The 13940-nt window shown below is 44.9% G+C and carries 8 protein-coding genes, 4 pseudogenes and 1 other annotated feature; all 12 genes and pseudogenes read right to left on the bottom strand.

The window, feature by feature from the left end; all coding sequences use genetic code 11:
- Window positions 1-5: 5 nt before the first annotated feature.
- On the bottom strand, window positions 6-1283 hold the full coding sequence (locus ACYF68_RS07185; protein WP_461046068.1) for a bifunctional folylpolyglutamate synthase/dihydrofolate synthase: 1278 nt from the start codon (window positions 1281-1283) through the stop codon (window positions 6-8).
- A gap of 3 nt (window positions 1284-1286) precedes the next feature.
- Window positions 1287-3912, bottom strand: a pseudogene (locus ACYF68_RS07180) (valine--tRNA ligase).
- 40 nt (window positions 3913-3952) lie between these two features.
- Window positions 3953-4156 (bottom strand) — a binding site (T-box leader).
- 46 nt (window positions 4157-4202) lie between these two features.
- Window positions 4203-5261 (bottom strand): AbrB family transcriptional regulator, encoded by a 1059-nt coding sequence (locus ACYF68_RS07175; RefSeq protein WP_461046066.1) that lies wholly within the window; start codon window positions 5259-5261, stop codon window positions 4203-4205.
- A gap of 83 nt (window positions 5262-5344) precedes the next feature.
- Complete coding sequence (locus ACYF68_RS07170) at window positions 5345-5749, bottom strand: hypothetical protein (RefSeq protein WP_461046064.1); 405 nt, start codon at window positions 5747-5749, stop codon at window positions 5345-5347.
- A 64-nt stretch (window positions 5750-5813) separates the two neighbouring features.
- Window positions 5814-7105: pseudogene (gene hemL / locus ACYF68_RS07165) on the bottom strand (glutamate-1-semialdehyde 2,1-aminomutase).
- A pseudogene (gene hemB / locus ACYF68_RS07160) lies at window positions 7102-8081 on the bottom strand (porphobilinogen synthase). Before hemB ends, hemL begins: the two co-directional pseudogenes overlap by 4 nt.
- Window positions 8071-8784: a uroporphyrinogen-III synthase gene (locus ACYF68_RS07155; RefSeq protein WP_461046062.1), complete on the bottom strand. Its 714-nt coding sequence runs from the start codon at window positions 8782-8784 to the stop codon at window positions 8071-8073. The pseudogene hemB and the gene ACYF68_RS07155 overlap by 11 nt, the downstream one beginning before the upstream one ends.
- Window positions 8771-9693: pseudogene (hemC, locus tag ACYF68_RS07150) on the bottom strand (hydroxymethylbilane synthase). The gene ACYF68_RS07155 and the pseudogene hemC overlap by 14 nt, the downstream one beginning before the upstream one ends.
- A gap of 12 nt (window positions 9694-9705) precedes the next feature.
- A complete protein-coding gene (gene ccsA / locus ACYF68_RS07145; protein WP_461046060.1) occupies window positions 9706-10530 on the bottom strand; it encodes a cytochrome c biogenesis protein CcsA in 825 nt (274 codons plus the stop codon).
- 11 nt (window positions 10531-10541) lie between these two features.
- The gene (gene hemA, locus ACYF68_RS07140) at window positions 10542-11891 is read right to left on the bottom strand and encodes a glutamyl-tRNA reductase (RefSeq protein ID WP_461046058.1); all 1350 of its coding nucleotides are present in this window, start codon (window positions 11889-11891) and stop codon (window positions 10542-10544) included.
- Window positions 11892-12026: 135 nt separating this feature from the next.
- Window positions 12027-12614, bottom strand: coding sequence for a ribosome biogenesis GTP-binding protein YihA/YsxC (yihA, locus tag ACYF68_RS07135; RefSeq protein WP_461046057.1), 588 nt, complete (start codon window positions 12612-12614; stop codon window positions 12027-12029).
- Window positions 12615-12670: 56 nt separating this feature from the next.
- Window positions 12671-13927, bottom strand: coding sequence for an ATP-dependent Clp protease ATP-binding subunit ClpX (gene clpX, locus ACYF68_RS07130; RefSeq protein ID WP_461046055.1), 1257 nt, complete (start codon window positions 13925-13927; stop codon window positions 12671-12673).
- Window positions 13928-13940: the final 13 nt, after the last annotated feature.

Below are 13940 nucleotides of genomic sequence, written 5' to 3'. Positions count from 1 at the left end.
GATAATCATTGATTATCGCCGTTTTTGTTTAATTTCTGCTTAACTTCGCTGATAAAGTACAAACTGCCGGTAACAAGCAGTACATCCCCATCAAATGTGTCCAGGAATGCTTCATAGTCATCAACCATGGCCCTTACCGGATGCCGGACTTTTTCGAATACCGTCTCTTTATCCAAGGCTTTTGGAAAATCGAATTCAGTGACGTTGAAGGAATCGGCAATCGATTCAAGTTTACCGATCATCGTATCGATCGGCTTACCTTCTATTGCAGAAAACAGGACAGTAATATCCCTGTTTGGATATTCCTTCGTCATAGTATTCACCAATGCATCGACGGCCTCATTGTTATGGGCACCATCCAAAATGATCAAAGGTTCGGTCGATACCACTTCTATCCTGCCTGGCCAAACTGTCTCTTCAATGCCTTGTATCATCAGATTGCAGTCGATATTGGCCTGCTTCCTTTCGTAGAGTTCAATGAGCGCTGCAATCGCAAGGGAGGCATTCTCCTTCTGGTGCCTGCCTGGCATGCTTAACTTTAGGTCCTGGAAGTCATATTGCCCGTACTGGAATTGGAATTCACCGTTTTCAGGAATAAGGATGATATCCTGGTTCAATTCGATTCCCTTTGAACCGTTCTCTTCAAGGATTTTATGGATATAATCCCTGGAAACATCATCTTTGACACTGAAGACTAAAGGGACCCCTGGCTTTATCACACCACTTTTATCTTTTGTGATATCAAGCAATGTGTCTCCCAGGATGGCGGTGTGATCAAGACCTATGCTTGTCAACACTGTCAGAATCGGATTGAATACGTTCGTCGAATCTTTTTTCGCGCCGAGTCCCGCTTCAACAAGTACATAATCGACTGGCTGAATGGTACCGAAATGGACGAACATCATCGTTGTGATGATTTCAAACTCAGTCGCAGTGCCAAGATCGGTTTCTCTTTCCAATTCCTCGCTTATAGGCTTCACTATTTCGATCAGTTCAACAAGCTGTTCATCGGTAATCGGATGGCCGTCGACTGATATGCGTTCATTGAATGTTTCGATGTAGGGGGAAGTGAAGGTCCCCACGGCGTACCCATTGCGGTTTAAAGCGTTCCGCATATAGGCCACAGTGGATCCTTTGCCGTTCGTTCCCACTATATGGATTCCATTGATGTTCCGTTCAGGATTATCAAGCTGTCCAAGCATCCATTCCATGCGTTTTACACCTGGTTTGATGCCGAACTTCATCCTATCATGGATCCAATTCAACCCTTCTTGGTATTCCATCACTTATCCCTTTCTTTTCAGGTTATTCAACCTTTCTTCTACCTCATCATACTGTGCCTGATAGTTCTGCTGTTTTTCCTTTTCTTTCTCGACGACTGCAGCGGGTGCATTTTGGACGAATTTCTCATTGCCAAGCTTACCTTCAACACGTTTCAGTTCGCCTTCCAGACGCTTCAACTCATTTGTAAGCCTCTCAATCTCCTCTTCCATATCAATCAATCCAGACAATGGGAGAATTACAGTGGCTCCATTGACCACATCTGTTTTGACATCATCATCTGCAGTAATATGGGATGAAATCTCCAATGTTTCCGGATTACAGAAACGCTCGATGTAATGGCGGTTAGATTCTATAATTTCAAGCCTCGATTCATCTTTCACTTCAATCAGGATGTCGATCGGCTTCGACAACGGAGTGTTTACATCATTCCGTGTATGACGGACGGATTTTATGATGTCAACCAATAGCGCCATGGCATTCTTCGATGTCGGGTTGCTCAGTGCAGGGATCGCCTCGGGCCAGTCGCTTACAACAATCGAACGATCATTGTCGATGGCTTGGTAGATTTCTTCTGTAACGAATGGCATGAATGGATGCAGCATTTTCAATACGCTGTCTAAAGTGTGCAGCAAGACGGAACGGGTCATCGCCTTTTCACTGTCTGACCCTTCAGACATTGGTACTTTCGCCATCTCAATATACCAGTCGCAGAATTCATCCCAGATGAAATTATAGAGGATACGTCCCACTTCCCCGAATTCGTATTGTTCAGAGAGACGCGTGACATCAGAAATCGTTTCATTCAAACGCGTAAGGATCCATTCATCTGCGAGTGATTTATCCCCTTCAAGATCTATATCCTGCATCTTGAAGTCCTCGCCAATGTTCATAAGTGCAAATCGTGACGCATTCCATATTTTATTGATGAAATTCCAGACGGACTCGACTTTTTCATCGGAATATCTGAGATCCTGCCCGGCGTCGATCCGGTGGAGAGGAAATAACGCAATGCATCGGCACCGTAATTTTCGATGACATCCATTGGGTCAACACCATTTCCAAGCGATTTGGACATCTTGCGGTTCTGTTCATCCCTTACAAGACCATGGAGGAGCACATCATCAAATGGCTTTTCCCCAGTGTGTTCCAGTGAAGAGAAAATCATGCGTGCTACCCAGAAGAATATAATGTCGTAACCTGTTACCAGTACGTTGGTCGGGAAGAATTTCTTCAGATCATCAGTTTCTTCCGGCCATCCCATCGTCGAAAACGGCCATAGGGCACTGGAGAACCATGTATCCAGGACGTCTTCGTCCTGTGTCCACTCCTCAATGTTTTCAGGAGGCGTCAAGCCGACGTAAATTTCTCCGGTATCATTATGATACCAGGCCGGAATCTGATGCCCCCACCACAGCTGCCTCGATATCACCCAGTCCCGGATGTCGCCCATCCATCGTCTGAACGTCGCATCGAACCGCTCCGGTACAAATTGTATGGCCTCATCGGTATCCTGGTTATCCAGGCTATTTTTTGCCAATGTGTCCATCTTTACGAACCATTGCGTCGACAAATACGGCTCTACAACTGCACCGCTTCTTTCGGAATGCCCCACAGAGTGCATATGCGGTTCCACTTTAATCAGATAACCTTCGGATTTGAGGTCTGACACCAGAGCTCTACGACATTCAAAACGATCCATGCCTTCGTATTTTCCGGCAAGTTCATTCATCGAGCCATCCTCATTCATTACATTGATGCGCTCAAGGTTATGTTTCTCCCCAAGAGTGAAATCATTTGGATCATGTGCAGGCGTCACTTTCATTACACCCGTACCAAACTCCATATCCACATAGGGGTCGCTTATAATCGGCAATTCACGACCGACAATCGGCAAAGTTACGGATTGGCCAATGTATTCTTTGTAACGCTCATCTTCTGGATGGACCACAATCGCCGTATCACCAAGCATCGTTTCTGGACGTGTTGTAGCAATTTCAGATGATTCCCGTCAGGCAGCGGGTAACGGACATGGTAGAAATTGCCTTCCACTTCCTTATGGATGACTTCGATATCACTGAGTGCTGTTTTAGTGGCCGGATCCCAGTTGATGATGTATTCTCCGCGATAGATGAGATTTTTATTGTACATATCCACAAACACTTTACGGACAGCTTTTGAAAGCCCCTCATCCATCGTAAAACGTTCTTTATCGTAATCAAGCCCGAGACCAAGCTTCTTCCACTGGCTCCGGATGAAATCTGCATATTCTTCCTTCCATCCCCAAGCATGCTCAAGGAATTTTTCCCTGCCAATCTCATGTCTTGAAATGCCCTGTTCACGTAGACGTGCATCGACCTTTGCCTGGGTTGCTATTCCGGCATGATCCATCCCAGGCAGATAAAGCACTTCATAACCTTGCATACGCTTCATACGTGTGATTATATCTTGCAGTGTAGTGTCCCAAGCATGCCCGAGATGCAGTTTGCCAGTAACATTCGGTGGCGGGATGACGATCGAAAATGGTGGTTTATCCGAATTTGCATCAGATTTAAAATATCCTGATTCCACCCATTTTTCATATTTTCCTTCTTCCACTTTTTGTGGATTATATTTCTTCGACATTTCCATATTATTCTCTCCTTAAGACATAATAAAAAGCTTCCATCCTGAATAGGACGGAAGCTCCGCGGTACCACCTAAATTCAACCTCTACGGCTGCACTTGAAATGATTAACGCTCATTACACGTCAGCACCTACTCGATTCAGAACTGATTGCAAGCAGACTACTTTCACAGCAAGTTTTGACATGTTTCCAGCACCACATGTTCTCTGGATTTCCCGCTTACCGCTACTCTTCTGCACTCTTTATATTTCATTAGTTTTATAGTATTCCAACGGTTCAGGACTGTCAAGTCCTTTAGCTGTCCTGGCTGTACCTGCTGCGTTTCAGCATCAAATTGATGAGGGGTGCAATGATGAGCAGAATGAAGAAGATGCGGAAGATATGATAGCTTGAAATCATTGCGATGTTAGCATTCATCTCAACAGCTACGATGATGATCTGGCCGATTCCACCCGGCGCAGCACTCAGGAAAAGATTTGTAAACTGATGCTCCGTAGTGATTATAAATAAAAACACCAGTATCATCGTTCCGAAGATGAGAAGAACATTTTGAATGATCATAGAAACGATCATCCGTGTGTTCAATTGATTGACCAACGTTGAAATTTGCATGCCAATCCTAAGGCCGAACAGAAGTTGAGCGGCATATAGGAATTCTATATCGACTGAAAAACTGTGGCCTGTCGTCAAATTCCACACCAATATTGCAATCATCGGCCCAATCATGACGGGTACAGGGAATTTCAACTTTCCCAGGATGTAGATCAGCAAGGGCGCAAAAACGATGATCCAGATCATTTCAGGGATGAACATTTCTGAGAGAGGCGCCGCCACATCATTTATACCGTCAGAACTACCGTGCGGTGCCAAACTTGCAATGAAGGGGACGATAATGACCACAAGGACTATTCTGGACATTTGCGTCAAAGTAACGAGCAGAAGGTCCGCTTTCTTCTCCTCCTCAGCCATGACGATCATCTGCGATAAGGCACCTGGAATTGTAGCAAGCACTGCCGTTTCGTAAGAGCACCCGGTCAATTTCATGAAGAACCGCGAAAGCACCAGGCTCAAAGCGACGATTAAAACAGAAAGCAATATGATATTCATGTAGTCATCGGCCATATCAATCAGTGTATCTTCCGTAAAAGTCGAGCCAATCTCAGCTCCTATGATTATCAGTCCGGCACTGCCCAACCATTTCGGATAGGCAAACTCTGCATTTACGAAGCGATGAAACACTATTGCAGCAATCATGGCACCAAAAAGCCAAGGCAATATCATGTCACTGAAGTGAAGTATAGAAGACACTGCTGCTGCCATTACAAAGAGCAGCACGAGGTAGAGATATTTCATCTGTCCCCTCCTTTATATCGATCAGAGACCTTTACAATAGGCGCAGACATAAGAAAACCCTGCCTCCCGGCAGGGTGCATAATTCAACTGGTCGCTGTCAATGCGCCTGGTGATGCAATTGTAGTGGCTGCCACGCCTTGGAATGACTGCACTACGTTGTTCATGGCCGCTTCTGAAGTAAGCTCTTGCTCTGAAGTCGCTTCAAAATGCACTGCTGCTACACCAGTTGCTGGCGTTTCCTGGATGATTGCAGCACTTTCTTCCTCTTCTTCTCCTTCTGAACCGCCACCGCTGAACTGATTCACAATCAATGGAATGATCAATAGGACGATGAGGATCGGGATAATCCACATAAGAGGGTTCTTTTTGTCTACCTTCTCCCTCTGGATCATTTCCCTGTTCTGACCTTCAATATAGACCAGATCTTCTTCTCTTTCACCCTTCATATTTGCATCCGTGTCAGAGATGAATTCATCATTTTTAACCACTTGTGATTCCCCCACATTATATAATTTACTCCATTATACACTTAATTGGTGCTTTGGTAAAAGCCTATTTGGTTGCCAATCGATCCAATGCTGTTGAGAAAGCATCGATCGTACGCTCAATATCTTCTGGCGTATGTTTAGTCGAGAGGAACATCCCTTCAAATTGGGAAGGTGGCAGATAGACCCCTTCTTTGAGAAGTTCCTGATAAAGTTCCCTAAACAGGTCGAGATCGCTGGTATTGGCGCTGTCGAAATCCACCACAGGCCCTTCTGTAAGGAAGAACCCAATCATGGACCCGGCGCGATTTACAGTTATAGGTAGATCATGTTTGCCGAAGACTTCCTTGAGTCCGGATTCGAGCATGTCGCCCAGTTTATTGAAATGCTCGTAACTCTCAGGCGTCAGTTGACGCAACGTTTCCAAACCTGCCGTCATAGCGAGCGGATTGCCTGAGAGCGTCCCTGCCTGATAGATGTTACCAACTGGTGCAATGTGTTCCATGATATCGCGGCGTCCACCATAGGCGCCCACCGGCAGCCCCCGCCGATCACTTTGCCGAGGCATGTGAGGTCCGGCTTGATGCCGTAATGACCCTGAGCGCTGTTATATCCGACACGAAAACCTGTCATCACTTCATCGAAGATAAGCAGTGTCCCATTCTCTTCTGTAAGCTCACGCACGAATTTCAAAAAGCCATCTTTTGGAGGCACTACCCCCATATTACCGGCTACCGGCTCCATAATGACAGCCGCAATGTCGTCACCGAACTTGTCAAAAGCCATCTTCAAGCTTTCTTCATCATTGTACGGCACCGTAACTGTATTCGCTGCGGTTCCTTCCGGCACGCCTGGGGAATCAGGCAAACCTAATGTAGCTACACCACTCCCTGCTTTGATCAGGAGAGAATCACTATGGCCGTGATAGCAACCTTCAAATTTAAGTATTTTGTTTCTGCCGGTATATCCCCGTGCCAGCCGGAGAGCAGCCAAAGTCGCTTCTGTACCTGATGACACCATGCGAAGCATTTCTACTGACGGCACCCTTTCTATGACCAGCTCGGCCAATTCGTTTTCAAGGCGGGTAGGTGCACCGAAGCTTGTGCCTTTTTGGGCTGCTGCTGTAAGTGCGTCGACGACCTTCCTATCGCTGTGGCCCAGGATAAGTGGTCCGAAACTTAAAACATAATCGATGTATTCGTTGCCGTCCACATCATATGTCCTGGCCCCTTCTGCCCGATCGATGAATAAAGGATCCATACCAACCGATTTGAATGCTCTCACTGGACTATTGACCCCTCCAGGCATGAGTTCCTTTGCAGTCTGATAAAGTTCTTGTGACTTTTTATACATTCCTATTCCATCCCTTCATCAAGCATTCTGCAAATATCTTTTGCAAAATAAGTAATTATCATATCTGCCCCGCGCGTTTCATGGAAATCATCTGTTCCATGATAACCGCTTCATCAAGAAGGCCCATATCAACTGCCGTGCGCGTCATTGCATATTCCCCACTCACATTATAGGCGACCACTGGCACATCGCTACGCTCACGTACATCCCTGATGATATCGAGGTAGGAAAGTGCAGGTTTGACAATCATCATATCGCAGCCTTCTTCGAGATCGCTTGACAGCTCACGATGGGCTTCAAGACGATTGGCAGGGTCCATCTGATATGTTCTTCGGTCACCGAATGATGGTGTGGAGTCTGCTGCGTCCCTGAACGGCCCATAAAATTTAGAAGCATATTTGATGCCATAGCTCATGATTGGAATATGGCTGAATCCATTGTCATCGAGCCCCTTACGGATTTCAGAAACAAATCCATCCATCATATTACTTGGAGCAATTATATCAGCACCTGCTCTAGCCTGAGACACTGCGGTCCTTACAAGAAGCGGTAATGTGCTGTCATTGTCGACGTCCTGAGTATTAGGGTCTATCAAACCACAATGGCCATGGTCGGTATACTCACAGAGGCAGGTATCAAGTATGACAAGAATTTCCGGGTGCAATCTTTTCGATATCCGGCATGCTTCCTGTACCACGCCATTATCGTCATAGGCACCATGGCCTTCAGCATCTTTCTCCTTCGGGATGCCAAAGAATATTACGGATTTTATCCCTGCTTTTTTGACAGCGTCAAGTTCTTCCTCAAGAAGGTTCAATGAAATCTGGAAAACACCTTTCATTGAAGGCACTTCTTCACGAACATCATCTTTTTCCACTACAAAAATAGGATAGATGAGATCCTCTTTCGTTATTTTCGTTTCGCGGACCATGTCACGCATGAATGCAGAACTTCTTAAACGCCGATGTCTATCAAAATTCATCCTTAGCTCTCCAATCGATTCTATTTTCTAGAAGGTTCATAATACTTTCCATTGTTGCTTTCTCAGGCTGCACTGGTTCTATACCAAATTCCATCAGTGCCGTTGCCGTAACGTGACCGATTGCAATGGCCAGTACGCCGTCCAGTTCAAAAGCAGAGAAATGCTTCTGAAACGCCCTGACACCTGACGGGCTTAAAAAAATGACAGCAAAAAGATCTTCTTTAAGGCGCGTCCTCATACCCTTGAGCGATTTGTCATTTTCCACTGGATGATAAAGGAAATGCCTGTCGACTTGGCAACCTGCTTTCAGGAGATGCTTATAGATCAACGGACGGGCATTTTTACTGACCGGGTACAGGAGACGTTCTCCTTTTTTTGCTTCAAATTCTGCCATGAACCCTTCTTGGGTATATTCAGTGGGCTCAAAATCAACATGATAGCCCCGCTCTTCCAGTGCTTCGCTTGTTTTTCTGCCGATTGTGGCAATTTTTTTCCAATCCACTCTGTCGATATAGGGCATGAAGAATTCGACTGCATTCGGGCTGGTTAAAAGGAGCCAGTCATATGTTTCCTCAAACACAGATTCATCCAGTGTGAAAGGTTCGACAGTAATAAGGGGCAGGTGGACAAGTTCCATCAGATCAGAATGGACTGTAGGTGTCCTGCTTTGGGTCGTGACAACGATGGGCTTATAGTGACTCATTGATCCGATCGATGATATCTTTGGCTCCCATGCGTTCCATCTCATCTGCGACGATATTTCCGAGCGTCTCCGGGTCTTCATGGGATTTTTTGACGATGTACTGTTCGCTGCCATCCTCAGGCATGATGAGGCCAGTCAAATAAAGTTCTCCATCCTCATATGAAGCATGGCCTCCGATAGGCACTTGGCAACTGCCATCCATTCTCCTCAAAAATGCCCGTTCTGCAGATGTGCAGATTGCATCTTCTTTTGAATGGACACTCTGTAGTATCTCAATCAATTCATGGTCGTCTGAGCGGCATTCGATACCCAATGCTCCTTGGGCAATCGCTGGAATGAACTCTTCTGGGTCGAAGTATTCAGCCACGATGTCATCTGACCACCCATGCGCTTCAACCCGGCTGCAGCCAGGATGATGGCATCATATTTGCCATCCTTCATCTTTTGGATACGGGTATCGATGTTGCCTCGTACCCAATCTACCTTGATGTCATCACGCATCGACAGCAGTTGTGCACCTCTTCTGAGACTGCTCGTCCCTACCACACTGCCACTCGGCAGATCCTTAAACAGTATATTATTGTTCGACAGGAAAGCATCACGCATATCTTCGCGTTTAGGGACGCATGCAATAGTGAATCCTTCAGGCATCACACTTGGCACATCCTTCAGGCTATGTATCGCCATATCGATTTCCCTGTTTATCATGGCATCTTCGATTTCTTTGACGAACAAGCCCTTCCCTCCTACTTTTGAAAGTTGGACATCAACTATCCTGTCGCCTTTTGTCACAATTTCTTTTATGTCAATTTCCATATCCGGGTAGTGTTTTTTCAGCTGTTCAATAAACTGTTTGGATTGTGTCATGGCAAGTCCGCTTCGTCTGGAGCCAACGGTAAATTTTCTCATGCTCTCTCTCCTTTAATAGTTCCAGAAATGAAAACTGGAAAGTTGTGTTATAAACAAATAATTCATCATACAGATAATAAATATTACGATATTCGCTACTGCAAACTTATAGATGTTGCGCGTCAAACTCAAATAGGAAAGAAGGCCCCCATAAAGTATGAGCACAATCAATGTACCAAGGACTTTAAGGTCCATCAGAATATCTGTACCGAATATATATAATCCCCACTGGATACCGAGGAATATACCTATCAATATAAACAAAAATCCAAGTATTGCGGTCCGGATCATCATTTTTTTGGCTGTCTCCACACTGAAGAGTGAGAAGAAGAGACGATTGAAACGCTTCTTTTTAAGATTATCATATTGGATGATATATATGCCGGCATGAAGGACCGAAATAAAGAACATGACGTAAGACAGCAATGACAAGACGACATGGATCACGAGCAGATCATTCATGATGGCAGATACTTCAGTCACTTCATCATACGTCACGGGTGCGAATGTGTACATTGAGAGCAGCAAAAAAGCAGTGAAGACATAAATTGCAAATGCGATTTCCGAATCACTGCGTTTATATTGCACGACTCCGATGATGACGAGTAGCATTGAAAGGACATATATCCCTTCAAAAACCGTCTGTATCGGGAAACGTCCTAGGGACAGGCCGATTTGCACAAAGGAAAATATATGAAAGATTGCCCCTGCCCCGACAAGATAAAACGAAACCTTTCTGGCCTGCCGATTTCTGAAAAACAAATCGTAACTCAGCACAGAAAGGCTTAAAAAGTATAGCAGAAGTATAAACTCATGACTGCGGAACATCATATCCATATGGTTTCCACCTATCTAATCACTTGCGAGTGCCTGTTTCTGGCCAGACGTTTCTCATGCTGTTTTTCTTTTTCCTGACGCGTTATCATTTCCACCTCTTCTTCGATGCCGAAGAGCTGTTTGATTTCTGCGAGTTTCTCAGTCGATTTCCTGTCACCCGAGATCTCTTTAGTATAGGTGATTGGTTCCCGCAACATCTGGTTGATGATACTCTTCATATGCTTTGAAATAACGGCACGTTCACGATCGCTCATCTCAGGTATTTTCCGCTCAACACTCTGCAATGTTTCTTCCTGTATGCCAAGTGCTTTAGTACGGAGCGCCTGTATTACTGGAACGACGCCAAGCATGTTGATCCATTCGTTGAATTGGTCCATACTCTCGGCTATCATGCCTTCAATCTTATTTGCTTCCTGTTGTCTGGTGGACAAGTTGGCATCCACCAGTCCTTGTAGATCATCAACATTATACATATATATATTGTCCATATTACCCACTGTTGGCTCGATGTCACGTGGCATGGCGATATCCATCATTATAAGCGGACTGCCTTTACGTTTGCCTGCTATAGAGGCGACCGTCTCTTCAGTGATTACATACTCCCGAGCAGCGGTACTTGAAATGACTATATCGGCATTCCTCAGTTCATCTTCAAGCATTTCGAGGGTTGTACTGCGGCCATTGAACCTTTCTGCAAGCTGTTGCGCCTTGTCAATAGAGCGGTTGACCACAGTCACATCCTTGATGCCATTGGAAGTCAGGTTCAACAGCGATTGCTCGGCCATCTCCCCTGCCCCGATGATAAGAACTTTACTGTCGCTGACACGTGAAAATATCTTTTTGGCGAGTTCTACTGCAGCATACGATGTTGAAATCGCATTTTTGGAGATATCTGTCTCATTATGTCCCCTTTTTGCCACTGTAATCGCTTCTTTAAACAGTTTATTGAATATGGTGCCAGTAGTATGCTCTTCCTGGGCAGTCATGAAGGCTTCCCTGATTTGACCAAGTATCTGCGTTTCACCCAACACCATGGAATCGAGTCCTGATGCTACCCGGTACAAGTGCTCTATCGCCTCATCACCGATTTTGACGTCGGTAATCTTCTTGATTGTATCAAGTTCCAGGTTGAACCAGTCTGCCAAAAACATCTGGGTATAATATTTACCTGTATGCACCTGATCACTGACTACATATACTTCCGTCCTGTTACATGTAGAAAGCAGCACTGCTTCCAGTACACTTTTTTGTTCCCGCAATGAGTGGAGCGCATGGATGACATCTTCATCTTCGAAGGCCACTGCCTCACGTTCTTCAACACTTGCTTTTCTATAATTTAGGCTCAATGCGATGACATGCATGTGAATTGCCTCCCTATGCTATTGTGGCTATGTCTGAGCCACTATCAATACTTATTATTTTAACAGAAAGTGTTTCCTTAATCCATCGCATGGGATTATTTATAGTAATTATAAATAAGAAACTTTTGTGAACTTCTAGATGTATTCCGAAATGGCATCCATCACTGTTGATACATTTTTTTTATCTATAGAAGAGAATGGAATCATGGCATCTTCCTCTTCCAGATCAATCGTTTCCCTCACTGATTTCAGATGCTTCTGCAGTTTGCTCTTTGGAATCTTATCCATTTTAGTGCATATCAGAATGACTGGGATTTCGAAGTGCTTCAAGTAGTCATACATCAATATGTCGTCCTCCGTCGGTTTGTGCCTGAGGTCGACAAGTTGGATGACTGCAGATAGCTCCTCACGCTCTGCAAGGTAACTCTCAATCATCTGTCCCCATTTCTCACGTGCTGTCTTGGATTGCTTCGCGTAGCCGTAGCCAGGCACATCGACAAATATGAATTGATCATCCATATTATAAAAATTCAATGTTTGGGTCTTGCCTGGTTTAGATGAAGTCCTCGCAAAATTCTTTCGTCCTGCAATTGCATTGATGAATGAAGATTTGCCGACATTCGACCGTCCGCTTAATGCGATTTCTTTCAGGCCTGTAGCTGGATATTGTGCTTTCTCAACAGCAGATATAAGGATGTCTATGTTATTCGGGTTGATTTTCACTAGAATGCTCCTTTCAGAAAAAAAAGCTGCCACATATCTGGACAGCTTTTTTTGTATTATGCACTTTTACGGTTCAATTCGATTTTCTCGCCGTTCTCATCGAAAAGTAGCGGTTCTGCTTCTTCTTCTATAGTCGCCCGTGTAATTTTCACTTTGCGGATTTCATCATTGGACGGTACATTGAACATAATGTCTACCATTCGCTCTTCTATGATTGAACGGAGTCCGCGGGCCCCTGTTTTTCTTTCGATGGCAAGTTCACTGATCGCATTCAATGCATCTTCTTCGAATTCAAGCTCGACATCATCAATCTGGAGCATTTTCTCATACTGTTTGACCAGCGCGTTCTTAGGCTCCGTCAGAATTGATTTAAGTGCTTCGACATCAAGTTCTTCAAGGTGGCTGATGATCGGAACGCGACCGATGAATTCTGGAATCAGGCCGTAGCTCTGAAGATCATCAGGGCGCACTTTGGACATCAACTCATCTTTGTCATTCATTTTGTCTGATGCACCGCCGAACCCAATGACTTTTTCACCGATACGACGTTTGATGATTTCATCCATACCATCAAATGCACCACCGAGCACGAACAGGATGTTCTTAGTATCAATCTGGATCGATTCTTGATTTGGATGTTTACGTCCACCTTGTGGCGGTACGCTTGCAGTCGTTCCTTCAAGGATTTTGAGCAGGGCTTGCTGGACACCTTCACCTGAAACATCACGGGTAATGGAGGTGTTTTCACCTTTGCGTGCTATCTTGTCAATTTCATCTACATAGATGATGCCTTGTTCTGCCCGCTCGACATCGAAATCCGCCGCTTGGATAAGGCGCAGCAGAATGTTTTCAACGTCGTCACCGACATAACCTGCTTCAGTCAGGCTTGTGGCATCGGCAATGGCGAAAGGCACATTCAGTGTGCGTGCCAATGTTTGGGCCAACAGTGTTTTACCACTGCCTGTTGGGCCAATCAGAGCGATATTACTTTTAGAGATTTCTACACCATCTTCTTGGTTCTGGTTGATTCTCTTATAGTGGTTATATACAGCTACACTCAAAGCACGTTTAGCATTGTCCTGTCCAATGACATAATCATTCAACGCTTCCAATATTTCCTGTGGTTTTGGTACTTCTGTAATAACTTCGGTCTTTTCGGACTTCAGTTCTTCTTCGATGATTTCATGGCAGAGTTCTATACATTCATTACAGATATAGACGCCGCTGCCTGCAATGAGTTTCTTGACCTGTTCCTGATCTTTTCCACAGAAGGAACAAGTCAGATTCGTATCGTCCTCATTAAATTTGAACATATTCAACACCTCT

Source organism: Salinicoccus sp. CNSTN-B1 (assembly GCF_054792835.1).
This window is presented reverse-complemented; position numbering and strand designations above follow the sequence as displayed.